Source organism: Flavobacterium sp. PL002, assembly GCF_054165825.1.
This window is the reverse complement of the sequence record NZ_CM135110.1, coordinates 875,982-902,361: the sequence shown is the minus strand read 5'-3', so window position 1 is coordinate 902,361 and position 26,380 is coordinate 875,982. Positions and strand designations below refer to the sequence as shown.

24 protein-coding genes are annotated in these 26,380 nt (G+C 32.6%); all 24 read left to right on the top strand.

Annotation, left to right across the window (positions count from 1 at the left end):
* Window positions 1–2: 2 nt before the first annotated feature.
* On the top strand, window positions 3–1,301 hold the full coding sequence (locus ACVEGE_RS03920) for a nucleotide sugar dehydrogenase (RefSeq protein ID WP_192499658.1): 1,299 nt from the start codon (window positions 3–5) through the stop codon (window positions 1,299–1,301).
* Between the two features lie 45 nt (window positions 1,302–1,346).
* The gene (locus ACVEGE_RS03915) at window positions 1,347–2,351 is read left to right on the top strand and encodes a mannose-1-phosphate guanylyltransferase (RefSeq protein WP_192499659.1); all 1,005 of its coding nucleotides are present in this window, start codon (window positions 1,347–1,349) and stop codon (window positions 2,349–2,351) included.
* A gap of 359 nt (window positions 2,352–2,710) precedes the next feature.
* Window positions 2,711–5,179, top strand: a complete 2,469-nt coding sequence (locus ACVEGE_RS03910) for an SLBB domain-containing protein (protein WP_192499660.1) — start codon at window positions 2,711–2,713, stop codon at window positions 5,177–5,179.
* Window positions 5,180–5,210: 31 nt separating this feature from the next.
* On the top strand, window positions 5,211–6,263 hold the full coding sequence (locus ACVEGE_RS03905) for a Wzz/FepE/Etk N-terminal domain-containing protein (RefSeq protein WP_370566920.1): 1,053 nt from the start codon (window positions 5,211–5,213) through the stop codon (window positions 6,261–6,263).
* The gene (locus tag ACVEGE_RS03900; protein ID WP_192499661.1) at window positions 6,260–7,522 is read left to right on the top strand and encodes an oligosaccharide flippase family protein; all 1,263 of its coding nucleotides are present in this window, start codon (window positions 6,260–6,262) and stop codon (window positions 7,520–7,522) included. The genes ACVEGE_RS03905 and ACVEGE_RS03900 overlap by 4 nt, the downstream gene beginning before the upstream one ends.
* A 20-nt stretch (window positions 7,523–7,542) precedes the next feature.
* Window positions 7,543–8,730 carry an oligosaccharide repeat unit polymerase gene (gene wzy, locus ACVEGE_RS03895; protein ID WP_192499662.1) on the top strand — a complete coding sequence of 396 codons (1,188 nt, stop codon included), beginning with the start codon at window positions 7,543–7,545 and terminating at the stop codon, window positions 8,728–8,730.
* Window positions 8,731–8,749: 19 nt separating this feature from the next.
* Entirely contained in the window at window positions 8,750–9,886 is a 1,137-nt protein-coding gene (locus ACVEGE_RS03890) for a hypothetical protein (RefSeq protein WP_192499663.1), read from the top strand.
* A gap of 238 nt (window positions 9,887–10,124) precedes the next feature.
* On the top strand, window positions 10,125–11,204 hold the full coding sequence (locus ACVEGE_RS03885; protein ID WP_192499664.1) for a glycosyltransferase: 1,080 nt from the start codon (window positions 10,125–10,127) through the stop codon (window positions 11,202–11,204).
* A gap of 217 nt (window positions 11,205–11,421) precedes the next feature.
* Entirely contained in the window at window positions 11,422–12,087 is a 666-nt protein-coding gene (locus ACVEGE_RS03880) for a TylF/MycF/NovP-related O-methyltransferase (RefSeq protein ID WP_192499665.1), read from the top strand.
* Window positions 12,088–12,151: 64 nt separating this feature from the next.
* On the top strand, window positions 12,152–12,925 hold the full coding sequence (locus ACVEGE_RS03875; RefSeq protein WP_192499666.1) for a glycosyltransferase family 2 protein: 774 nt from the start codon (window positions 12,152–12,154) through the stop codon (window positions 12,923–12,925).
* A 1-nt stretch (window position 12,926) separates the two neighbouring features.
* The gene (locus ACVEGE_RS03870) at window positions 12,927–13,514 is read left to right on the top strand and encodes a DapH/DapD/GlmU-related protein (RefSeq protein ID WP_192499667.1); all 588 of its coding nucleotides are present in this window, start codon (window positions 12,927–12,929) and stop codon (window positions 13,512–13,514) included.
* Between the two features lie 11 nt (window positions 13,515–13,525).
* Complete coding sequence (locus ACVEGE_RS03865) at window positions 13,526–14,659, top strand: NAD-dependent epimerase/dehydratase family protein (protein ID WP_192499668.1); 1,134 nt, start codon at window positions 13,526–13,528, stop codon at window positions 14,657–14,659.
* On the top strand, window positions 14,656–15,696 hold the full coding sequence (locus ACVEGE_RS03860) for a lipopolysaccharide biosynthesis protein (RefSeq protein WP_192499669.1): 1,041 nt from the start codon (window positions 14,656–14,658) through the stop codon (window positions 15,694–15,696). Before ACVEGE_RS03865 ends, ACVEGE_RS03860 begins: the two co-directional genes overlap by 4 nt.
* Before the next feature lies 1 nt (window position 15,697).
* Window positions 15,698–16,597, top strand: coding sequence for an NAD-dependent epimerase/dehydratase family protein (locus tag ACVEGE_RS03855; protein WP_192499670.1), 900 nt, complete (start codon window positions 15,698–15,700; stop codon window positions 16,595–16,597).
* A gap of 9 nt (window positions 16,598–16,606) precedes the next feature.
* Window positions 16,607–17,155: a dTDP-4-dehydrorhamnose 3,5-epimerase gene (rfbC, locus tag ACVEGE_RS03850; protein ID WP_192499671.1), complete on the top strand. Its 549-nt coding sequence runs from the start codon at window positions 16,607–16,609 to the stop codon at window positions 17,153–17,155.
* Between the two features lie 206 nt (window positions 17,156–17,361).
* A complete protein-coding gene (rfbD, locus tag ACVEGE_RS03845; RefSeq protein WP_192499672.1) occupies window positions 17,362–18,216 on the top strand; it encodes a dTDP-4-dehydrorhamnose reductase in 855 nt (284 codons plus the stop codon).
* Window positions 18,217–18,641: 425 nt separating this feature from the next.
* Complete coding sequence (locus ACVEGE_RS03840) at window positions 18,642–18,758, top strand: GxxExxY protein (protein WP_370566922.1); 117 nt, start codon at window positions 18,642–18,644, stop codon at window positions 18,756–18,758.
* 92 nt (window positions 18,759–18,850) lie between these two features.
* Entirely contained in the window at window positions 18,851–19,897 is a 1,047-nt protein-coding gene (gene rfbB / locus ACVEGE_RS03835) for a dTDP-glucose 4,6-dehydratase (protein WP_192499674.1), read from the top strand.
* A 254-nt stretch (window positions 19,898–20,151) separates the two neighbouring features.
* Window positions 20,152–20,502: a four helix bundle protein gene (locus ACVEGE_RS03830; RefSeq protein WP_192499675.1), complete on the top strand. Its 351-nt coding sequence runs from the start codon at window positions 20,152–20,154 to the stop codon at window positions 20,500–20,502.
* Between the two features lie 49 nt (window positions 20,503–20,551).
* Window positions 20,552–21,418, top strand: coding sequence for a glucose-1-phosphate thymidylyltransferase RfbA (gene rfbA, locus ACVEGE_RS03825; RefSeq protein WP_192499676.1), 867 nt, complete (start codon window positions 20,552–20,554; stop codon window positions 21,416–21,418).
* 45 nt (window positions 21,419–21,463) lie between these two features.
* Entirely contained in the window at window positions 21,464–22,420 is a 957-nt protein-coding gene (locus ACVEGE_RS03820) for an MraY family glycosyltransferase (protein ID WP_192499677.1), read from the top strand.
* Between the two features lie 32 nt (window positions 22,421–22,452).
* Window positions 22,453–23,019: a sugar transferase gene (locus ACVEGE_RS03815; RefSeq protein ID WP_192499678.1), complete on the top strand. Its 567-nt coding sequence runs from the start codon at window positions 22,453–22,455 to the stop codon at window positions 23,017–23,019.
* On the top strand, window positions 23,016–24,158 hold the full coding sequence (locus ACVEGE_RS03810; protein WP_192499679.1) for a DegT/DnrJ/EryC1/StrS family aminotransferase: 1,143 nt from the start codon (window positions 23,016–23,018) through the stop codon (window positions 24,156–24,158). The genes ACVEGE_RS03815 and ACVEGE_RS03810 overlap by 4 nt, the downstream gene beginning before the upstream one ends.
* Before the next feature lie 525 nt (window positions 24,159–24,683).
* Window positions 24,684–26,234, top strand: coding sequence for a polysaccharide biosynthesis protein (locus ACVEGE_RS03805; RefSeq protein ID WP_370566921.1), 1,551 nt, complete (start codon window positions 24,684–24,686; stop codon window positions 26,232–26,234).
* Window positions 26,235–26,380 lie beyond the last annotated feature (146 nt).

Here is a 26,380-nt window from a genome sequence, read left to right as displayed (position 1 = left end):
AAATGAGCTTGAATATAAAAATAGGAATTATTGGACTGGGTTATGTGGGGCTGCCTTTAGCGCGGCTGTTTGCAACAAAATACCCCGTTGTAGGTTTTGATATTAATCAAACAAGGATAAACGAGTTAAAGTCAGCAATTGATACTACCTTTGAATTGGAGGAAAATGTTTTAAAAGCTGTTTTGTTAGATCATAATCCAAACTCTACTGCAGTTTCAAAAAATGGTTTGTACTGTACGTCAGACTTAACCGCTATCGCTGACTGTACTTATTATATTGTCACCGTACCTACTCCTGTAGATAAAAATAACCGTCCTGATTTGGCCCCCTTGTATAAATCTTCAGCAACGGTAGGGAAAGTGCTAAAAAAAGGAGATATTGTTATTTATGAATCGACTGTTTATCCTGGTGTAACAGAGGAAGAGTGTGTTCCTGTTTTAGAAAAGGTATCTGGCTTGAAGTTTAATGTGGATTTTTTTGTAGGCTATTCCCCTGAAAGAATCAATCCAGGTGATAAAGAGCATACCGTTGAGAAAATTTTGAAAGTAACCGCTGGCTCTACAGCTGCAGTAGGTACGTTAGTAGATACTCTTTATAAAAGTGTGATCACTGCCGGAACGCACTTAGCGCCTTCGATTAAAGTTGCTGAAGCTGCCAAGGTAATTGAGAATTCGCAACGCGATATTAATATTGCTTTTGTCAATGAATTGGCCAAGATTTTTAATCTAATGGCTATTGATACCAGTGCTGTTTTAGAAGCTGCTGCGACAAAGTGGAATTTTTTACCTTTTAAACCCGGATTAGTGGGGGGGCATTGCATAGGAGTAGACCCTTATTATTTAGCTCAAAAAGCACAGGAATTAGGTTATCACCCAGAGATAATTCTTGCTGGTAGAAGATTAAATGATAGCATGGGGGAGTATGTTGCTTCTCAGGTAGTTAAATTAATGATTAAAAAAGGAATAGCAATAAATGGCGCTAGTTTACTGATGTTAGGAATTACTTTTAAAGAGAATTGTCCTGATGTGCGTAATACAAAAGTGGTTGATGTTATTGCCTCCTTATTGGATTATGGAATAACAGTGACTGTTTATGATCCTTTAGCTGCACCGGAAGTGGTTTGGAAAGAATATAAGATAAAAACGACTAAGGCGGTTCCGGATAAAAAATTTGACGCTGTTGTTCTTGGGGTAGCACATGCCGCCTTTTTAGATTTGGATTTTGCTGAGCTCATGAATCCTTTAAGTCTTTTGTACGATGTAAAAGGGATTCTTGGACAACAAGCAGATGGAAGGTTATAAGAAAAAGTAGCATCGTAATAACACAAATAATTAAAATTTATAGCAATGGATAGTAATTCAATAACACATGTGATACTTACTGGTGGCGTAGGGAGTAGGCTATGGCCTTTATCACGTAAATCGAGCCCCAAACAATATCTTGAAATTTTTGATGGTAAATCATTGTTTGAAATGACAGTAAATCGCAATAATTCTATTGCTAATAAAATAATGGTGGTGGGTAATATTGATAATTGTCATTTAAGTAAAGCTATTTTAGAAAAAACAGCTACAGACTATATCGATATTATTGAATCTACTCCAAGAAATACTGCAGCTGCAATTGCCTTTGCTGCCTTTGCTTCTCAAGAAAATGATATTTTAATCGTTACTCCTTCGGATCATATTATTGGGAATATGGAGCGTTACAATCAAGCTATGAAAGACGCTATTGCTAAAGCTAGCATGGGATTTATTGTTACTTTTGGAATTATACCTACTAAACCAGAAATAGGCTACGGTTATATTGAAAGGAATGGTGATGACGTCGTTTCATTTAGAGAAAAGCCTAATCAAGTAACGGCTGCTGATTTTATTGCTAAAGGTAATTTTTTATGGAATAGTGGTATGTTTTGCTTTAAAGCATCGGTGTTTTTAGAAGAGTTGAAACTGTATGCACCTCAGGTTTATGAAAAGTCTAAAATAGCTTGGGAGAAGAGTGTTAATGGTGTTGTTGATCTTGAGGCTTCGATGCAAATTCCTTCTATTAGTGTTGATTATGCTGTGATGGAAAAAAGTAAAAAAATAAAAGTAGTCTCCTCTGAGTTTGTTTGGTCGGACTTGGGGTCTTTTGAGTCGGTTTATGATTATTTAGTTTCTACTGGCCATCCTATTGACAAACATCGAAATATGGTGATTGGTACGGATAAGTATACTGCTTTTATAGGTATGAAAGACACTATCTTTATTTACACTGATTCTGCCCATCTCATTCTTCAGAAAGAGTTTTCTCAAGACGTTAAGAGTTTGTATGGAACCTTAGAAAGAGAAAAACCAGAGTTGTTGTCTTAATACAACCATTTTACCTCTTTTTTAATTAATAAACAAGTATTATTAATGAGGGTACTTTTTCTAACTAAATTAAGGTATATTTTTGAGTACAATTGTTTGGTTTATAGGGAGTGTGACGTATTTTAATTTAATGTTTTTTTTTAGCATTTTTTAAAGCTTCATAAACGCTTTCTTTTTTTCTATCTTTGCAAAATCAAAATTGACACTAGTGTATTGTGTTAGTTTGTGGTTTTAATTTAAAAATAAAATAAAAATAGTTAGTAAACGCATTTAAATGGGGTTTACTAGGGCGAAGCCATTGATAGAAAGTTCTTGAGTCTTTATATAAAGCGCTTTCTATTTAAATATAATAGTTAATTATGAAAAAAATAATTTTTACTTTTGTTCTTGTCTGTACTTTTTTGCATTCGGATCCTTTGCAAGCACAAGATGTATTGCAATCAAAGGATTTGAGTAGTGTGAATGTAGATTATCTTTCGGATGCTGATCTGGCTAAAATTGAGGCGCAGCTTGATAGCAATCGTCTTAGCATTGAGCAGGCGGAACCTTTATTATTGTCAAAAGGAATGTCTTCGGCGGAGTACGCTAAATTAAAAAGTAAGCTGGCAGAGCGATCTACAAGTTCTAAGTCGGGCACTCCAAATAAAAGTAATTCGGAACCAAAAAAAGATTCGGAAAAAGATGTTGCTAATTCTACTGAAAAAGAGAATTCTGAATTTTGGCGTAAGCAGGTCACTATAAAAAATAACAAGGTTAAAGACAGTTTGAATGCCTTGGTTTATGGTTCAGAACTTTTTGATAAGCCAACTCTTGATTTTACCCCTAATTTACAATTGGCAACGCCTATAAATTACATTTTAGGACCTGGTGATGAATTGCAGGTAAGTGTTTATGGAGTGCAACAATATAATGAGATCATTCCTGTGACTGTAGAAGGAAAAATTGCTGTTGATTACATAGGAGAACTTGCTGTTGCAGGAATGAGTATCGAAGCTGCTACCCAAAAAATTAAAAGCGCTATCGCTAAGGTTTACAGTACAGTGGCTTCAGGACAATCAAAGGTGAGTATTAGTTTGAGTACTATTCGTACTATTCGAGTTACGATTATTGGTGCTAAACAACCTGGAAATTATTCTGTTTCTTCGTTAGCCTCTGTTTATAATGCTTTGCATCTTGCTGGTGGTCCAGCAAAAAACGGAAGCTACCGTAGTATTGAATTGCTCCGTAATAATAAAGTATTTAAAATTATAGATATTTATGATTTTTTAGTCCAAGGTGATCAATCGGCTAATGTTGGATTAAAAGATAATGATGTTATTCGTATTCCCGCTTATAGTAGTCGGGTTACTGTTGAAGGAGAAGTCAAACGTCCTGGGATTTTTGAAATGAAAAAAGGGGAAAACTTTGTGTCTTTACTCTCGTTTGCTTCTGGATTTACTGAGTCAGCGTATACTGCTTCAGTTAATGTACTGCAAAAAACGGACAAGGAATTTAAAGTTAAGGATGTTAAAGTAAATGAGTTTGATAGCTACCTTCCACAATCAGGCGATCTTTTTCGAGTTACAAAAATTTTAAATCGTTTTGAAAATAGAATCAAGATTGAAGGCGCTGTTTTTAGGCCTGATACTTACTCCTTTGTTGAGGGAATGCGTGTGTCTGATTTAGTTAGTCAGGCGGATGGTTTGAAAGATGATGCCTATACTAAGAGGGCTATAATTGTTCGATTAAAATCAGATTTAACTACAGAAATTGTAAATGTTGACTTGGAAAAAGCACTGTCTGGAGATTTGGATGCCAATATCATGTTGAAAAAGGAAGATGTAGTAACGGTGTATTCTGTCTTGGATTTTGTAGAAGCGTATGAAGTCACTATCGACGGTGAAATCAAAAAACCAGGGGTATATGATTTTTATCAAGGATTGACCTTAAATGATATTTTAGTACAAGCAGGAGGTTTGACTGGTTCAGCATCCAAAAGGGTTGAAATTGCTAGAATGATTATTGCTGAGCAAATTGATAATACTAACCTTAATAAGGCGGAACTTTTTAATATTGAAATCACTCCAAATGATAATGAACAAGCTAAGAATTTTGTATTAAGTCCTTTTGATGTTATTAATATTCGCAAAATGGCAGTGTATGATAAGCCAGAGATGGTTTCGGTATCAGGTGCCGTTCATTATGCCGGTAAATATGTTTTGGCTAGTAAAAAAGCTAAAGTATATGATATAGTAGAAAGAGCCGGTGGTTTAACTTCATTGGCGAATTTAGAAGGAGTTAAGATCAAGCGACCTATAAAGGCAAAACAAATTGAAGAAGTTGAAAGTGTTAATTTGAATTTGGGTAAAAAAGACAGTATCCAAAATAAGTTAGAAAAGAAACTAAAAGAAGATTTGAAATATGCAATTATCCCAATAGATTGGAAATCTATTATTAAGGACCGGAGCAGTAGTACCAATGTAACCTTGTTTCCCGGGGATGAGATTGAAGTGGCAACCTTTAATGAAGGAGTCAAAGTGACGGGGAATGTGTTGTTGACTTCAGAGATTCCGTTTAATAAAGGAAAAGGTTTTGGTTATTATTTGAATGCGGTAGGCGGTTTAGATAATAAAGGTTGGAGAAAGAAGGCGTATATCATTTACCCGAATGGTAAAGCGGCAGTTACCCATTCGTTTTTATTTGTTAGGTCGTATCCAAAAGTAACTCCCGGTTCCCAAATTATAGTACCCGAAAAGCCAGAAGTTAAGAAAATGAGTACCGCAGAATATGTCAGTATTGGTAGTGTTATTGCAAGTTTGGCTTTATTAATAGTTACTGCTTTTAAATAATTAAGGAGATATGAACATGGATTATCAAAATATGCCAAACGACGAGATTTCTTTAAAAGAATTAATAGCGAAAGGAAAGGAGTGGTTTCATTACTTGCTCTCTCAATGGAAAATAATTGTACTGGCTGGAATAGTCGGTACTTTTTTAGGAATAGCCTATTCTTTTATTAAAAAACCAACCTATACAGCTAGTTTGTCATTTGCCTTAGAAGATGAAAAATCAGGAGGAGGTTTAGGAAGTGCCTTAGGGTTAGCAAGTACTTTAGGGTTGGATTTAGGCAGCAGTGGCGGAAGTATTTTTACGGGGTCTAATTTAACCGAATTGTTTAAATCGCGTTCTATGGTCGAGCTAACTTTGTTAAGCCCTGTGGTAGTAGATGGTAAAACGATTTCCTTGGCTGAGATGTATATCCAGAATAATAGATGGAGAGATGGCTGGGTAGATAAACCTAAGCTAACTAATATTCAATTTTTACCAGGAATTAAGCGCAAGAATTTTACAAGAGTACATGATAGTATTTTAGGAGTAATATATGCTGATTTATCGAAGACTGCTTTGACTGTAGGGCAAAAAGATAAAAAAATTTCCATTATCAATATAGATGTTGCAACAACAAATGAAGGTTTTTCAAAATACTTTTGTGAAGCCTTGGCTAAGCAAGTGTCTGATTTTTATGTTGAAACCAAGAGTAAGAAATCTCGTGATAACATGTTGATTTTAGAACGACAAACGGATTCGATTCGTCGCGAATTAAATAATGCTATTACTGGTGTAGCAGTAGCTAATGATAATACTTTTAATTTGAATCCTGCATTAAATGTGCGACGTGCTCCTTCAGCACGCAGGCAGGTTGATGTTCAGGCCAATACCGCGATTTTGACAGAATTGGTGAAACAGTCCGAATTAGCTAAAGTTACACTACGCAAAGAGACACCCTTAATTCAAATTATTGATAAACCTATCTTGCCTTTAAAAAAGGAACGGTTTGCTTTATCTGAAGGAATTATTATGGGTGGTTTTTTGGCAGGGTTTTTAATGGTTTCATTTTTGATTCTTAGAAGAGTCTTGAAGTTTTTGTCATGAAGAAAATCAGATCATTTATTTCGAAATTACGATATAATAAATTGATTATCGAGAACTATTTTTTTATGACCGTTTTACAGTTATTGAATTCTCTTTTTTACATTATTATATATCCTTTTATTATAAGAAAATTAGGCGCTGAAAATTACGGTACCTATGTTTTCTCCTTATCAATAGTTACCTATTTTATTGTTTTTATTTCTTTTGGGTTTGATTTACCTTCCTTAAATAAAATTTCTAAAGACTCTGAAAATTTTGAGTTAAAATCCAAAACAATTTCTGATGTTTTTACATCAAAATTGTACTTATTCTTTGCTTCGTCAATTCTTTTTTTTCTATTGCTTTTTTTTGTACGATCACTAGAAAAATATAGTGTTATTTTATTTGTTGTGTATTTTCAAACTATTTTAAGTGTTTTAGTACCTACCTGGTATTTTCAGGGAGTGCAAAAGATGAAAATTGTGACTTATTTTCAAATTGTTTTCAAAGTCCTTTCGCTTCCATTTATATTTTTCTTTGTAAGTTCTTCAGATGATTTGGATTTGTTTTCTATCATAATGACAGTGTCTACTTTGTTTAGTGGTATATCAATTTTTGGTTACCTTTTATTCGTAGAAAAATTAAATATAAGATTGGTGTCTTTTCTAAATGTAAAAACAACTATTTCAGAAGCATTGCCTTTTTTTTGGTCTTCATCAACAAGCATTATTCGTCAGCAGAGCACTAACATTATTATAGGGATTTTTATTGGTATGAATGGTGTAGCTTATTTTGATTTGGCTTCAAAGTTAATATTGTTGCCGCAATCATTAGCGATGAGTATTAATGGTGCTTTATTTCCTAAGGTTGTTTCCTCGGAAAAGGTAGATAGGTCATTAGTTAAAAAGATTATAAATTACGAAATCTATTTTGGGTTATTTGTTATCTTAATGATTGCACTTTTTGCGAAATATGCTATTTTGTTTCTTGGTGGGCCTGGTATGATGCCTGCCTATAATCTAACTCTTATGCTGAGTATTACTATTTTGACTTGGTTAGTAGTTGGCTGTTACATTAATTTTATTTTCGTCCCTCAGAACAAATATTATTTTATTACATATAATCAGCTTGTTGCTTTCTTTGTTTATATTTTAGTTTCTATTATTGGTGTGTTAATTTACAAGGATATTTATGTGATTGTAATTGCAACTGTTATTTCAGGCTTTGCTGAAGTTGCATATTGTAAATACGTTATTAATAAAAACAAACTTTTTAATTAATAATATTGAAATTACCTTTGTTGAAGAATAATCTAAATCCTCTAAAAAATGTATTTTATTTTAGTATACTGATACAGTTTATTAGTGTAATTCATATACTGTTTTCTGGTAGCTTAAATGGTGATTTTACAGCTTTTGTTGAAGTAAATATGTTCGTCTTGTTTCTCTCATTCATTGCGTCGGTAAGTCCTTTCTGTTTTTTATTTTTCTATTTAAAGCAAAAGCAGTTAAAGGAATATTCTGCTCTTGGTGAAATAAAATATTTTGACACTGCCATTATTTCTTTATTAGTAGTGAATATTTTTTTAGCATTAAAATATGAGGTAGGGCGATTAGCCAGTCATGACATTTACCAAGTTCCTTTTTTTGTAAAGCCATTTATTGTTATTGTAAATCGAATAGACGCTTATGTGATTTCAGGCTATTTAATCGTTTCAAATTTATTTTCTAAAAAAAGTAATTTAATAGTAATTGTGTTGCTTATGATTTTATCATTGAGCAGAGCATCTGTTTTTGTATTTCTATTCTTAATATTGATTTATAGTTTATCAGGAAAATTGAGTTTTAGTTTAAAGAAGCTTGTTGTTTTTGTTGTCATTTTCTTGTTGACTTTTCAATTTATCCCAATGCTTTTTGATTATAGAGAATCACTACGAAATGGTGATGAGGCTAAATTAATTCAGATTTTTGATACTACGGAATTGGTTAAATTTGTATTGGCTAAGTTAATTGGAAGGGTTTCCAGTTTGAGTGCAGTAGAATATTTTTTTGAACATTATCATCAAATTGTAACAGTAAAAAATAGTATCGGTGATTTTGACTTTATCATTGAGTTTTTTAGACCGTTTTATGGTGGGATTTTCAGAGATGAATTAAAAAGCTATACTTATTTTTTCACAAATATTTATGACCCAAATGCTGGTAGTGATTATGGAGTTATGTATGCTCTTCCTGGTGTTTTACTATTGTCTTTTATCAAGGGCTGGTATGTTCTATTAATGAACGTTGTATTCATAATTATGATAATAGTTTTTATTGTTCGATTAGCTTCCTTTTTATTTGGTAATATATATAGAGAATTCGTGTACATATTATTATTTAGTCCATTAATGAGTGGTGTACCTGCTGAATTTGGCCAACTATTATTTTACCTTTTGGTCTTGTCGTTCCTGAAGTTATTGTACAGACAAATTATGATTAGAAATTAAGAAAAAAAAGAGTATTTGTATGACTATTTTTATTGAACCGTTCCGGAAACCGAATGAACACATGACTTTTCTCGTTTCTTTACTTTATGGAGAATTAGCTCAGAATAAGAAAGTAGTTTTTTATGCTACTACTGATTACTATAATTCAATACCTGAAGAATTTAGAAATAAAATAGAATTCAGGGAAATTAAGTCGCCTAATTCATCATCAGATTTAATTTTTAAAATTATAAAATTAACTATTTCAATTTTAAGGAAATATAAAAAAGAGCCAGGTGTAAAGTTGTTTTTGCTTTCATCCAGAGCATATTCAAATATTTTTTTAAAAATACACAGTTTGTTTTTTATCAAAAGAGTTCCTGTTTTTGTTTTCCTACATGGTGAATTGCAGCATTTAATGGCAAAAAAATCGCTATCTCATAGATTAGATGGCTTGGCTCAATTGATATTATATAAAGTTGATTCTGTATTTAAAAGTAATTATAAGTTTGTTGTTATATCGGAGTTTGTATATGAAAAATTATGCCTGAGCGTAAATTCGGCATTACCAAATTTTATCTCCATGGACTTGCCTTATTATTATGGTGAGGAGATGAGCAAGAGTAGTACAGAAATATCTTCAGGATTAACTATTTCTACAGTAGGTGTTAATTCGCTTAATAAGAATTCTCATTATTTAAATTTTATTGCTGAAGCCTTTTCTAAAGAGATTATTAATGAGCAATTAAAACTTTTCATCATCGGTAGAAATGAAAATATTGAGTTTCATGATTTAATTGATGTTCCAGATTTAGGGAAGCATCACTTGTTAGATCCTGAAGCTTATTCTAAGCGAATTTTACAAAGTGATTTATTAGTTTTTTTTAATGAGGATAATAAATATAACTTAATTTCTAGTGGAAGTTATTTTGACTGTATTAAATATAGAAAGCCAATGATTGCATTAAAAAATACACAATGGGAATATAATTTTAATAAATTTGGAGTCATTGGGAAATTATTTGATAATATAGATGAAATGAATGATTTTATAAAAAACATTTTGTATAATAAAGAACTTATCACTCCGTATTACGAAAAGCTAGATCAGGCAAGGAACAATAGTGATATTGTTGTTAATATTCAAAAATATGCAGAAAAATTTCAAGAGGAGTAATAATTTTTTTGGTATATAAATGATTTTTAATCTTTTGATTTGATCAAACATATGTACATTCTTTGAACTAAATAGTAAGTTAGAATGTAATGTGGTACTAATATTTATTGAGGGAATTTGTTCTATGGGATATGCTTTGTGTGTGCTTTAATAGTAATAATTAATAATTTTTTAGAATAAGCTTTTACGAATTGTTCTTTGAAAACTAAGAACATCTTTTTTAATTTAAAAATAAATAATGCAACATATTGTACTTTATATTAATAGTATGTCTCCTTCAGGAGGAATTGAAAGGGTTATAGCTACTTTGGCTAAGAATTTTTCAACTAGTTACAGGGTCACAGTATTGGTGAAGGATAGCCCAATAACTTTTTATGAGCTACCAAAGAATGTTGAGATAGTGAGTCTTGACTATGAGCTGAAACTTAATATGGATAGTCGTTTTAGTCGTGTACTAACTTTAGGAAAGCATTTATTAGGAATTGGAAAGAAGCTTAACGATAAATTTAAAGAATTAAATCCTGATTTTTTTTATATCATCAGTCCTTATGCCTGCTTAGAAACTATTGTGGCCAAAATTCCGAAGAAAAAGATAGTACTTACGGAGCATGGTTCACGTTCCAATTTTAATTTTGTCTATCAATGGATGAAAACAGTGTTGTATAAGAAATATCCAGCTCATATTGTACCAACTGTGGCTGATTGTAAATGGTATAAAGAAAGAGGGTTTCCATCTGTCTTGATACCACATTTTAGGTCTAATTTACCCTATGAGAGATGTGATTTGAATTCTAAAACAGTACTAAATATCGGACGATTGACTGATGATAAAAATCAAATGGCTCTATTGAGGATTTGGGAACAAGTAATGAAAATCGAAGCCCTTAAAGATTGGGATTTGAAAATAGTTGGGGGAGGAGAAAATCAGGAGCTTTTGATGAATTTTATTGTAGATAATAATATTCCAAATGTGGCGATACTAGGTCCCGTTTCTGATGTGGAAAGGTATTATAAAAGCGCTTCTATTTATGTCTCAACTTCAAGGAGTGAGGGGTTTCCAATGGTTTTGGTTGAGTCAGTTTCTTTTGGTTTACCCACTATTGCTTTTGATTGCCCTACAGGCCCAGATGAAATTTTGAATAATGATAGTGGAGTTTTAGTAAAATTAGGTGATGAGGATGGATTTGTCAAAAAGCTGACGGAACTGATGTCAAATCCAGATTTAAGAGGTAGCTATTCTGATAAAGCGTATGAAAGAAGTAGTAATTGGGGAGAAGTAGAGATCATGGATAAATGGAATAAAATTTTTAGTAATTAATTATATTAAACTTCAGTAACAATCCCTATATAATTAAGATAATGCAATTCCAATTTGTATGTGTTAGCTGTTAAAATAAACTTATATTTAGAAAAAAGAAATATATAATTAGAAGGGTTAATTGTTAACTTAATAAGGTCTTTGATATAAGATTTAAATAATCAATACTATATAAAGAAACCTTTACAATTATTATATGGCCACTAATTAATATAATATGAAAAACAAAATCCTTCGTTTAGTAAAATATTTATTTTTTAAATCGCCTTTAAATAAATACTTTCTTCCAGTAATGAAATTTGATATGTCAATTGCACAATTGAATTTCATTCTTAATACTTTAGATGAAATCAAGATGGATGGTGCTGTTGTTGAAATTGGCGTTGGTGGCGGGGCAACGTCTATTGTAATTAATAAATTCATTGAAAAAATGTCTTCAAAAAGACGTTTTTACGCAATTGATACTTTTTTTGGGTTTACAAAAGAAGACATTCTTTATGAACAAAATAACAGAGGGAAAATAGATAATTATTTATATTATAGATCAAACAGTAAAGAGTGGTATTCAAAAACTTTAATTGCGCATGGCATAAATGATGCTACTGTATATAAGAGTGATGCAAAAGAATTTGATTATTCCGTTATTGGGGAGATTGCGTTTTGTCTTTTTGATGTTGACTTATTTATGCCTACAGCAGCTGTGCTTCCAATACTTTATGAATTGTTAGTGCCAGGTGGAGTAATAATTGTTGATGACTGCCAAGCAGAATCGTCCATATATGATGGAGCGGGAGAAGCTTATAGACTGTTTTGTTCAAAAAAGGGCTTTAAAGAAGAGATTGTTTTTGACAAGCTGGGAATTATTAGAAAGCCACTTTTTTAAAATAAAAATAAATTACATAGATAGTCAATTGTTAATAAGTAGGTTAATATTTTAAATTTAAATTATGATTTCTGTAATAATTCCAATGTATAACGCTGAAACTACAATTGAAACCTGTATTTTCTCTGTCTTGAATCAAACCTATAAAGGAAAAATAGAAATAATCGTAGTAAACGATGGTTCAATAGACAATTGCCAGAAAATAGTAGAGGCTATAATAAAAAATAATAGTTGCCTAACTGATATCCAATTAGTAAACAAAGAAAATGGAGGGGTTTCTTCAGCTAGGAATAATGGGCTTGCGTTAGCACAAGGGGAATATATTGCGTTGTTGGATTCTGACGATGAGTGGTTAGTTGATAAAACCGAAAAACAGTTAGATGTATTTTTAAATAATCCAACAATTGGTTTTGTTGGTGGCCTAATTAACAAACCAATTAATGAAGAACCTAAGATTATTTTTATAGCTTTATCAAAATTAATTTTTAAGAATTATTTCCAACCTTCAACTGTAATGTTTAAAAAAGAAGTAGTAGTTAAGGTTGGTTTTTTTGATGAGACACAAAAGTATGCTGAAGAAGGTAATTACTTCATGAGAGTAGCTAATAATTATAGATGTGCTTTATTAAATGAACAAGTGATTTTATACGGGCAGGGGAAAGTAGGTTTTGGAGTAAGTGGTTTAAGCGCTAATCTTAAAGAGATGGAAAAAGGGGAACTTAAAAACTTATCGTTTGCATATCAACAAAAGTTTATTTCGTTGTTTACATATTCAATTGCGGTTTTTTATTCCATTTTGAAATACTTCAGGAGAGTATTGATTGTAAAACTGAGATAATATGCTTGAGAGATATGGGTTTATAGGGTTTGTAAAACTCTTTTTGGCGTATATACATACAAAATTGTTTTATAGGAAATCGAGGTTAATTCGTTTGCCATTTGACGTTAGAAATAAGTCTAATATTGATTTTGGTGATCAATTAACTACGGGGATAGGATGTAGAATTGAGACGTTTCCGGAAAACAAAAAAAATGTTTTAAAATTCGGTAAAAACGTCCAACTTAATGATTATGTTCATATTACTGCAATGAATAGTGTGACTATTGGGGATAATGTTTTGATGGCCAGTAAAATATTTATCTCAGATTGTACTCATGGAAGTTATTCAGGTGATTCGAATGATAGCAATCCAAATAGTATACCAATAGACAGACCATTGTCATCTAAACCAATAATTATTGAAGATAATGTTTGGCTTGGAGAGTTTGTATCGGTATTGCCAGGTGTAACTATAGGTAAAGGAACAATTGTAGGTGCTAATTCAGTAGTATCAAAAGATCTACCTAAATATGTAATAGCAGTTGGCTCGCCAGCCAAACCAATAAAAAGATTCAATTTTAGTACTCAGAGATGGGAAAAAATATAATTATATAAATAATGAAAAATATATTAATAACAGGAGGTGCTGGATTTATAGGAAGTAACCTTGCCTTAGCTTTAATAGAAAAAGGATATAAAATAAGTGTTTTAGATAATCTTTCACCCCAAATTCATGGTGAAAACCCAGATCAGACATCACCTTTATACATCAGCATTAAAGATAAAGTAAATTTTATTAAAGGTACTGTTACTTCTAGATCTGATTGGGAAAAAGCGTTAAAGAATCAGGATGTAATAGTTCATTTTGCAGCTGAAACGGGTACAGGTCAATCGATGTATTGTATTGAAAAATATGTAGAAGTTAATATTCAGGGTACAGCAATTATGTTAGATATACTTGCTAATAAAGAACATCAAGTAAAAAGGATTGTTATCGCTTCTTCGCGTTCTATTTATGGCGAAGGAAAATACATACATCCTGAACTTGGAGCAGTATATCCAAATCACAGAGTTGAGGAAGATATGCTTGCAGGGGATTTTGAAGTGAAATTTAATGGTATTGGTAATTTGCGATTGGTAGCTACAGATGAAGAGTCTAAAATTCATCCTTCATCGGTGTACGGAATTACTAAGCAAAATCAGGAGCAGATGACTATGACGGTTTGTCCAACGATTGGGATTAAACCAGTAGCTTTTAGATATCAAAATGTTTATGGTCCAGGGCAGTCCTTGTCAAATCCATATACTGGAATATTGTCCATATTTTCTACGCAAATTAGAAATAATAATGAGATACAAATTTTTGAAGACGGATTGGAAACTAGAGATTTTGTTTTTATAGACGATGTTGTAGCTGCTACAATTCTGGGCATCGAAAAGGAAGAAGCTAGTGGTCATGTTTTTAATGTAGGTACAGGTGTACCTATTGATGTACTTGAAGTAGCAAATTCTTTGATTAAAGCATATAAAATAGATGTTCCAGTTACCGTTACAGGTAGGTTTAGAATTGGCGATATACGTCATAACTTTGCTGATTTAACAAAAATAAAAAAGCGCTTAGGTTTTGAGCCTAAGGTTTATTTTAATGAAGGAATCAAGAGGTTTTCCGCCTGGGTATTAGAGCAGGAGATACAAGAAGATAAATTAAGTCTGTCTCTTGAAGAAATGAAGTCTAAAGGCTTACTGAAATGAGATTAGAGAATAAGTTAAACAATAAAAAAATACTCTTTTTTTCGGTCCAAACTTTCAATCTTGAAAGGGAGATTATAAAAAAATTAGTTGATTTCGGTGCTAAAGTTAATTATTACGATGAAAGACCATCAAATAATAATTTTGTTAAAGGAATAATCAGATTAAAAAGAAGTGTGTATCAACATAGAATTGATACATATTACAAAAAAATTCTTTTAGAAACAAATAGTGATATTTATCATTATTTGTTTGTAAATAGAGGTGAAGTAGTTCCTGAATTCTTCCTTATAGCATTTAAGAAAAGCCATCCAGATTGCGAATTTATTTTTTATACTTGGGACTCTTTTAAAAATCAGAGCCACCCTACTAAAATTTTAAAATATTTTGATAGGAAATTCACTTTTGATCCCGATGATGCAATTGATTTTAACCTAAATTTCAGACCATTGTTTTATTTGGACTCATACAGTGAAATAAAAAAAGTGTCAGACAATAAAATAAAATATGATTTACTTTTTCTAGGAACGGCTCATTCAGATAGATATAGAATAACCAATATTGTTATAAATTGGTGTAATGAAAATAAGTTAGCTTCTTTTTATTATTACTTTATTCATGGCCGACTAGTGTATTTCTTCAAAAAAATATTTGATAAATCATTTCAATTATTTGATTATAAAAAACTAAGTTTTGTAAGTTTAACAACAAATCAAATTTTAGAATTATACAAAAATTCAAATGTGATTTTAGATATTAATCATCCTGGACAAAAAGGACTAACAATGCGCACATTTGAAGCTATTGGTGCTGGAAAAAAAATAATAACTACTAATAGTGAGATAAAAAGGTATTCTTTTTATAATCAAAAAAATATTTATTTAATTGACAGAAACAATATTGTTTTAGATAAAAATTTTTTTAGTTCCAGTTATCAAGACGTTAATAATGAATTATATAAAAAACTATCTATAGAAGGTTGGCTACACTGTCTCTTTGTAGAGAAGGAATCGAATTTATGGATAATAGGAGTTAATTAAAATGGAAGTAGCAATTACTGGGGCTTCTGGATTTGTAGGGGGGAATCTAAAACACTATTTACAAGATACACACACGTTACAGTCATTGAAAGTTCGTTATATTCCCAATCAGAAATTTGATTTAAAAGAAAATGCCATAATTCATTTGGCAGGTAAAGTGCACGATTTAAAAAAACTATGTAATTCTAAAGAATATTATGAAGCTAATTTTGAATTGACTAAACAACTGTTTGATGCTTTCTTAAGTTCAGAGACTTCTGTTTTTATCTTTATGAGTACAGTAAAAGCAGTAGCAGATGAAGTGGATGGGATATTGACTGAAGCTACTGTTCCCAATCCTAAAACCCATTATGGTATTGCTAAACAACAAGCGGAGCATTATATTTTGTCTAAAGAATTACCAATAGGAAAAAGAGTTTATATTCTACGACCTTGTATGATTCACGGTCCTGGGAATAAGGGGAATTTAAATCTGCTATATAAAATAGTTTCAAAAGGATTGCCGTGGCCGTTGGGAGACTTTGAAAACGAACGTTCTTTTTTGAGTATAGAAAATCTTTGTTTTGTAATTAAAGAGTTATTGAATAATGAAACTATTCCTTCAGGGATTTATAATGTAGCAGATGATCAATCACTATCTACAAATGAATTAATTGTATTGTTGGGCGAAAGTCAAGGCAAGAAAAGTAAAATTTTGAATATTCCGACTCCTATAATTAAGAAGATTTCTAAAATAGGAGATTATTTGCATCTGCCACTCAATACGGAGCGTCTGCAAAAACTAACCGAAAATTATGTCGTTAGTAATACTAAAATTATTAATGCAATAGGTAAACAATTACCAATTAAAGCTCAAGACGGTTTGCAACAAACTTTTGAGTCATTTAAAAATAAAAAATAACATCACAATATGACTATTGAAAAAACAGCCATTCAAGACCTAGTAATTATCAATCCAACTGTTTTTGAAGATTCACGTGGCTATTTCTTTGAAGCGTACAATCAAGCCAAATTTCATGATAATGGGATTATGTATGATTTCATACAAGACAATCAATCGTTCTCTAAAAGAGGAGTGATTCGTGGGTTGCATTTACAAATTAATCCTTTTGCACAAGCGAAGTTAGTTCGCGTTTTACAAGGAGAAATTCTGGATGTTGCGGTAGATTTGCGCAAGAATTCACTAACCTACGGACAACATGTAAGTGTCGTTCTTAGTGCTGAAAATAAAAAGCAATTGATGGTTCCGCATGGTTTTGCTCATGGTTTTTCTGTTTTAAGTGAAACCGCTTCTGTCATGTACAAGGTAGATCAATTATACCATAAGGACAGTGAAAGAGGGATTCGGTATGATGATCCAACACTAAATATTGATTGGCAAGTGGAGGCTAGTGAAGTGATTGTTTCTGAAAAAGATATCATTTTGCCAAGTTTTAATGCAATTGATTGGGAATTTTAAATCCCCCTAACCCCCGAAGGGGGGAAGTTTTAAGTCTGTTGGTTACTAATTTGATATCGTTGGCGGTTGTCGAAAGCATTTTAAAATAGCTAACGCAATTTTAAATATCAGCTCTCGATTTTCCCGAAAGTGTTCCTGTCACAATTAACCAAATTGACAATATGTTTTTTTACAGGCACTTTTATTACAAAATGAATTTTAAAAAAATGAAAAATATATTAGTAACAGGAGCTACTGGACAATTGGGTTCGGAATTAAAAATTTTGTCGGTCAATTATCCGCAATATAGATGGATTTTTGCAGACAGAACGCAAGTTTCTTTAGGAGATACAATGCTTTTAAAAGAACAGTTGGCTGTTATTCAAGCTGATATTATTTTGAACTGTGGCGCTTATACTGCTGTGGATAAAGCAGAATCAGAAAGAGAATTAGCCGATGTTGTAAATCATCAAGCGGTTGCTGTTATGGCGGCTTATGCTAAAGAGCATGATGTGAAATTAATCCATGTTTCTACCGATTATGTTTTTGATGGAACGTCGTCAACTGCTTTAAAAGAAGACGCAGTCACCAATCCTATTAATGTTTATGGTGCTAGTAAACGTGCTGGAGAATTAGCAGCTTTATCTGTTAACCCAGATGTAGTAATTATAAGAACCTCATGGGTGTATAGTCGTTTTGGAAACAATTTTGTAAAAACGATGCAACGTTTGCTATATGAACGTGATACATTAGGCGTAGTTAATGACCAGATAGGTTCGCCAACTTATGCTGCCGATTTGGCGCAAGCCATGATGGATATAGTGAGTAATGAGAATTGGATTCCTGGAATTTATAATTATTCGAATGAAGGAGAGATCAGTTGGTGCGAATTTGTATTGGCTATTCAGGAAATTATAGGGGAGCAATGTGAAGTGAAGGGGATTCCTTCTTCTGCATATCCTACTCCTGCAGTGAGACCAGCTTATTCTTTATTGGATAAAACCAAGATTAAAGAGGTTTATGGTGTTGCTGTTCCTTATTATAAGGAGAGTTTGAGAAAATGTTTAAAGTTTAAGGTTTAAAGTTATTCAGCAGTTTTCGATACAGTTTTATAAAATTACTACCACTGACATTTTGTTGAAAGTGAAAATTATGATTTACTAATTTTCTTTTTTGCTTGATCAAAAAAGAAACAAAAAAATCACTGCCTGAAAATTCAAAACTTAAAAACTACCTCAAAACTGCGTTCCACAGCCCGAGCCGTTCGCCTTTCAGGCTCAACTTGCGGACTGCTGCCACTTCGTTTTTTCGTTGTTTTTTGACGTTTTTAATTTAAGGGCGGGGTTAGTAGTGGTGAGATTTGAGTTTCGGTTTCCGTCACTTCGAGTGATTTTATAAAATAGCGAGAACGTTTTTATAAAATTGTATCGAGAAGTATTAGGTAAAGAGATCCTTTTTAAAAAATAAAAAAGCAATTGATTAAAACGAGCCTAAAAGTTTATTTTGTATTGTTTGCTATGATACTACTGTTTTGGAGATAAAATCGGTATCTCATATTCCAAATACATTTTATACACAGTTGAAAAAATTTTTAAAATGCACAAAAATGGAGTTAGGGATGTAGGTTCATTTTGGTATGCCTTCGTTGTTTTATAAAAGAATAATAAATATGAATTAATTTGTGGAATTCGCATTAATTCGAATAATTAGAAAGAAATGAAAAAAATAGTAATAACGGGTGGTGCCGGATTTATTGGGTCTCATGTGGTACGTCGCTTTGTGAAAAAGTACCCAGAGTACCAAATATTTAATTTAGATGCCTTGACTTATGCAGGTAACCTTGAAAATATCACTGATATTGAAAATGCACCAAACTACACCTTCATAAAAGGAGATATTGTGGATGCCAATTTTATTGACGCTTTGTTTGCACAGCATCAGTTTGATGGGGTTTTACATTTAGCCGCAGAATCGCATGTAGATCGTTCTATTACTGATCCGTTATCTTTTGTGAAAACAAATGTGATTGGTACTATGAATTTATTGAATGCTGCCAAAACGATTTGGAAAGACAATATGGAAGGAAAACGTTTCTACCATATTAGTACTGATGAGGTTTATGGAAGCCTTGGCGCAGAAGGTTTGTTTACAGAAACAACCGCTTATGATCCTAACTCACCTTATTCCGCTTCTAAAGCCAGTTCAGATCATTTTGTACGTGCGTATGGAGAGACCTATGGTTTGCCTTATGTTTTGACCAATTGTTCTAACAATTATGGCCCTTTTCATTTTCCTGAAAAATTGATTCCGTTGTTTATTAATAATATTATCAACAATAAACCTTTACCGGTTTATGGAGATGGTAAATATACTCGTGATTGGTTATTTGTTGAAGATCATGCCGTAGCAATTGATTTGGTTTTTCACGAAGGAGTAAATCACGATACCTATAATATTGGCGGTTTTAATGAATGGCAAAATATTGACTTGGTGAAATTACTTTGTAAAATCATGGATGAGAAGTTGGGTCGTGCTACAGGAACATCCGAACAATTGATTTCGTATGTAAAAGACCGTCCCGGTCATGATTTACGTTATGCTATTGATGCTAGTAAAATTAATAAAGAATTGGGGTGGAAGCCATCCGTTACCTTTGAACAAGGATTGGAGAGAACAGTGAATTGGTATTTAGAAAACCAAACTTGGTTGAATAATATTACGAGTGGGGAGTATGCTAGTTATTACGAGAAGCAATATAAGTAATTCGTGAGTGGTAATTCGTGACTGGTAATTGGTGAATTGAGAGGAGTGATTCGTAATTCGTGAATCGTGATTCGTCAAATGTTTAAAATGAATTGGTATTAATGTTTCATTTTGGATACATCGTACCCGATTAAAATGTGAATACGTGTAGCTTGGAAATGCATTAACATATTTTTGGACTGATAGGATAAACAAATAATAAATAAGAATTGATTGGAATTACGCATTTCGAATTACTAATTACGAAATAAAATATGAAAGATCATAAAGATTTAGATGTTTGGAAACAATCGATGGCACTTGCTGAAGATATTTACGCACTGACTAAAGATTTCCCATCGGATGAAAAATATGGTTTAACGAGTCAGATAAAGAGGGCGGTAGTTTCTATTCCTAGTAATATAGCAGAGGGAGCTGCTAGAAAAGGAGACAAAGAATTTATACAATTTTTATACATTGCTATGGGATCGCTATCTGAATTAGAAACACAATTACTATTATCAAAACGATTAGAATTTACAAAATCCGTCGAAACCCATTTAGGTCAAATTGAAAAAATCAAAAAAATGCTTTTTGGTCTGATCAGATATGTAAATAATAAATAATAATGCAGTTCGGATCACGCTATTCGAATTACGCACAACAAGATAAATTATGAAAGGAATTATATTAGCAGGAGGTTCAGGTACTCGTTTGCATCCACTTACCTTGGCGATGAGCAAACAAATGATGCCGGTTTATGATAAACCCATGATTTACTATCCGTTGTCTACATTGATGATGGCTGGAATCAATGAAATTTTAATTATATCGACGCCGCACGATTTACCTAATTTTAAAAAATTATTAGGAGATGGTTCTACTATTGGATGTAAATTCAGTTATGCCGAACAAGCAATTCCTAATGGTTTAGCACAAGCTTTTGTTATTGGGGAGGAATTTATTGGAAACGATGATGTAGCCTTAGTTTTAGGAGATAACATATTCTTTGGTTCGAATATGCAAGAATTGCTTCGTTCGAATACCAAGCCACAAGGTGGTGTAGTGTTTGCTTACCATGTTTCGGACCCTGAGCGCTATGGAGTCGTGGAATTTGATAAGGAACTAAAAGCACTTTCTATAGAAGAAAAACCTTTGGAGCCTAAATCAAATTATGCCGTACCAGGATTGTATTTTTATGATAATTCGGTAGTGGCAATTGCAAAGAATATTCAACCCAGTCCTCGTGGTGAGTATGAAATCACCGATGTTAATAAGGTGTATTTAGAGCAAGGAAAACTAAAAGTAGGGATTTTGAGTAGGGGTACTGCTTGGCTAGATACCGGAACCTTTAATAGTTTGATGCAAGCGGGACAGTTTGTTCAAGTTCTGGAAGAACGTCAAGGGTTAAAAGTAGGTTGTATCGAAGAAATTGCTTGGAGACAAGGGTTTATCAGTAGCGAACAACTAAAAGCATTAGCTGATCCTTTGAAAAAATCAGGTTATGGAGAATATCTTTTAGGTTTGTTGAAACATAAATAGTTCGTTATTGAGAATGTTTTAAATATTCTTTATTAAAAAAATACAATGCCATATATACAATACCTAGTCCTATTTATCGCTTTAGTTGCTATTGAGCTTTTGTACTTTAAAATAGCCGATAAATACAATATCATTGATAAACCAAACAGTAGGTCGTCTCATACATCGATAACATTGCGTGGCGGTGGGATTATTTTTCCTATTGCCCTAGTCATTGCTTTTTTCCTGGGATTTGTTTCTTGGGAGCTAACATTGGCTGTCACAATGGTTGCTTTAGTCAGTTTTATTGATGATATTAAACCGCTATCACAATTGCCACGATTTGCCACACATGTAGCGGCTGTGCTTTTAGTGTTTTATGATTTACATCTTTTTTCAGAAGCAATATGGTTGCTTCCTATTGTATTTGTCTTACTAATTGGTTGGGTGAATGCCTTCAATTTTATGGATGGCATCAATGGCATCACTGTTTTGTATGCCTTAACGGCGGTTGTGAGTTTTGCTTATTTACCAATAAACGAAGAGTACTTACCACTTCTCATCACTATGGGATTGTCTTGTGTGGTTTTCGGACTATTTAATGTTCGGAAAAAAGCAAAAACCTTTGCTGGTGATGTGGGAAGTATCAGTATGGCTTTGTTTTTAGGTTATTTTATGATAAAGACAATTACAGATTCGGGGCAATTAGGATACCTTTTGTTCTTTAGTGTTTACGGAATTGACGCTGTGATCACTATCCTCTATCGGTTACTCAAAAAAGAGAATATTTTTCAACCGCATCGTTCTCATTTGTACCAATATTTAGCCAACGAGCAAGGTTTTTCACATGTGTTTGTTTCGTTACTGTATGCAGTAATTCAGTTGGTTATCAACGGAATGGTGCTTTATCTAGAAAGTAAAGGGGCGTTATCGCTTTTGTTTACTATTGGAATCCTCCTGTTTATGACTTTGATTTATCTTTTAATTCGCTATAAGGTGGTTGGGAAAATAGTCTTGAAATAATTTTGAAAGAACTATAGCAACTAAGTTTTTATATGGATAAAAAAATTTTCGATTTTGTATTTGGGCTACTGTCTTTATTGTTTTTTTCTTGGTTCATTTTTATTTGTTGGTTAATGGCCGCTTTCGATACCAAATCAAATGGTTTGTTTGTTCAAGAACGGATAGGTCAATTTGGATTAAAATTCAAGATTTACAAATTGCGAACCATTAAAAAAGATTCTGTACCCCAACAAATTTCGAGAATTGGTCAGTTTCTCAGGAAGTTTAAATTAGACGAACTCCCGCAATTGATTAATATATTAAAAGGCAATATGAGTTTTGTAGGTCCTAGACCTGATGTAGCTGGTTATTATGATCGTTTAGTAGGAGAATCTCGGAAAATAATGGCTTTGAAACCGGGGTTAACAAGCGAAGCTTCTTTAAAATATCGAAACGAAGAGCAGTTATTACGTAAACTGGATGCTCCTTTGAATTATAATGACACTATTATTTTTCCCGATAAAGTACAATTGAATTTAGCTTATTTTTACAATCATACTTTTTTTGGAGATTTGAAAATTATTATAAAAACAATTGTTTTTATTTTATATAAAAAATGAATAAAGATAAAATTTGGTTGTCACTACCTCATATGGGAGGTGGAGAACTAAAGTACATACAACAGGCATTAGATACGAACTGGGTCGCTCCCGTGGGGATGAATTTGACTAAATTTGAGGAAGCAATTGAAATTTACTTGGGTTGCGGTCATGTGGCTGTTTTAAACTCCGGTACAGCAGCAATTCATTTGGGTTTGCTACTATTGGGAGTAGTAGCAGGTGATGAGGTGATTTGTCAGACGATGACTTTTGCTGCCTCTGCGAATCCTATATTGTATCTTGGTGCGACTCCTATTTTTATAGATAGTGAATTAGAAACTTGGAATTTATGCCCTGTAGCACTCGAAGAAGCTATAATGGATCGAATGGCCAACGGAAAAAAACCGAAAGTTATTGTTGCGGTAGACTTGTATGGTGTTCCTTATAAAAAAGACGAAGTCAGAGCTATAGCTGATAAATATGGAATTCCAATATTAGAAGATAGTGCGGAATCTTTGGGTAGTTCGTATTATGGGAAAAAATGTGGTACTTTTGGAGATGTTAGTGTGCTGTCCTTTAATGGAAGTAAAATTATTACCACTTCAGGGGGTGGTGCGCTTGTTACAAAATCTAAGGAATTAAAAGAAAAGGTTATTTTTTGGGCTACTCAATCAAAAGAAGCAGCGCTTCATTATCAACATCAGGAGTTAGGTTATAATTATAGAATGAGTAATGTTTCTGCGGGTATCGGTCGTGGTCAAATGGAAGTTTTAAAAGAGCATGTTACTTTAAGAAGAAAGGTGCATGAATTTTATGTTACTCTTTTTAAAGCTTTTCAAGGTGTCACGGTATTTAGTGTCCCCAACGCGCATTATTTTTCTAATTATTGGTTAACTACCATTTTAGTACATCCGGAATTAACTAATGGTATTAAAAGAGAAGATGTAAGTAAGGCTTTACTCGCTAATAACATCGAGTCTAGGCCTTTAATGAAACCACTGCATTTACAACCGGTTTTCGAAAAGCATTTCTATTATGGAAGGGACAATGCCGCAGCTCTTTTTGATGGTGGCCTCTGTCTTCCTTCCAGTTCCAATTTAACCACTGATGAACAAAGGAGCATTAAAAAAGTTTTCCAAGAGCTGTTTTCACTAGCATAAATACCACTATTTGTAATTTCATTTAATACAAAAACATTTTTTTTATAAATTAATTGTATTTTTGTCTTCAATAAAAATTAAACAATAATTAAATCCTACACGATTGTGAACATAGATGAAAAACCAAGACTGGCCGATTTAATCTCCGGTTTTTTTTCAAGAACGAATCATAAACTTAATATCCAAAACTTGAGCTACTTGCCTAGATGGATCATTGTTTTTATGGACATAAGTGTTTTAATAATTGCATTTTTATTTACTAAACTGATTTTTCACGGTACCGGTTTACCTTATATTCTTGTGTCCAATAAGGTGCTTTTTTTAGTTGTATTTTTTTTAGTTAATATTTTCTTTTTTTGGCTGTTTAGAACGTATTCAGGGATTATTAGACATTCGTCCTATATTGATGCCGTAAAGCTTTTGTTTTCACAAATGTCGGTACTCCTTCTTTTTCTTCTGTTGAATTTTATTTTTTCGATTGTCTATGGTACTAAGGCCTTTTTAAATACGGCTTTGTTTATAAATATGTTACTTTCTTTTTGTGGTTTGTTTTTGTATCGTGTTGTGATCAAACAAACTTTTGAACGTTACTTTGCAGAAACGAATAATGTAACTTTGATTAGGACATTAATTTATGGGACAGATGCCAATGCTATTTCTGTTGCAAAAGCCTTAAAGTTAGAAACACCTGCCCGATTTAAAATAGTTGGTTTTGTAGATAAAAACAATCAAAATTCGTCCAAACGAATGTTAGACCTACCTATATTTGTTCAAAAGAAAAAATTGCCAATTCTAATGCGTTCGATAGGTGCAGAGGGGGTGATAATTGCTGATAAAGGTATTTCCAAAAAAGAACGATTGACTATTGTTGATCAATGTTTGGAGTTTAATTATAAAGTGTACATGGTGCCTTTAATTACCGATTGGGAAAATCAGAAAGAAATTTCTCAAAAAGTAAAAAACATACAAATTGAGGACTTATTGGAAAGAAAACCAATTGTTTTAGATACTAAAGGAATTACAAAACAGTTGAAAGATAAAACTGTTTTGATTACAGGAGCCGCTGGTTCTATAGGAAGTGAGATCGTTAGGCAAGTATTGCATTTTAATCCCAAAACGGTTCTTGTTTTAGATCAAGCTGAGACTCCTTTGCATCATTTGTTTTTAGAAATGGAAAACAATGAATTCAAGTCTAAAATCATTACTATAGTTGCTGATGTTAGAAATAAAGAAGCAATGAATAATGTTTTTAGGACGTATTTACCTCAAGTGGTTTTTCATGCTGCAGCTTATAAACATGTGCCTTTGATGGAAGAAAATCCTTCTCAGGCGATTTTAACAAATATTTTGGGAACTAAAATTCTTGCGGATTTGGCTTGTCACTATCAAGTTCATAAATTTGTTATGGTTTCGACTGATAAAGCAGTAAACCCCAGTAATGTAATGGGAGCTAGTAAGCGCATTGCCGAAAAGTATGTGCAATCCCTTCAACTTAAAAGTCAAGAGCAAAATGATTTCAAAGCCACTAAATTTATAACCACTCGTTTTGGGAATGTTTTGGGTTCAAATGGGTCTGTTGTTCCTTTGTTTACAAAACAAATAGCTGAAGGTGGTCCCGTGACAATTACCCATCCTGATATTATACGGTATTTTATGACCATACCTGAAGCGTGCCAACTGGTATTGGAAGCTGGAGCAATGGGGAATGGAGGTGAAATTTATATTTTTGATATGGGTAAACCTGTAAAAATTATAGATTTGGCTAAAAAAATGATTAAACTAGCTGGATTTATTCCTGATAAAGATATCAATATTAAGATCGTAGGATTAAGGCCTGGAGAAAAGTTATATGAAGAATTATTAAATGATACTTCCAAAACGATCCCTACCTATCATGAAAAAATTATGATAGCTGAAGAGCTTCAAGATGAATTTGAAGTTTTACATTTTGACATTGATGAATTGATTCAGATTGCCAATCATTTTAAGAACGAAGAAGTTGTTTTGAAAATGAAGCAAATTGTTCCTGAATTCAAAAGTATGAATTCAGCCTTTGAACACTTGGATTTAAAATAAATAACTGTATTACGCTTTAAAAAGGCCCACAAAGACAACGTCTTTGTGGGCCTTTTTTCGTTCTAATAAGTCGATGTCGTTTTCCATAGCCTTTATGGCGGCGTCTCATTGTCAGTTAGCGTACCGTAGTGAGTCACTACTACCTC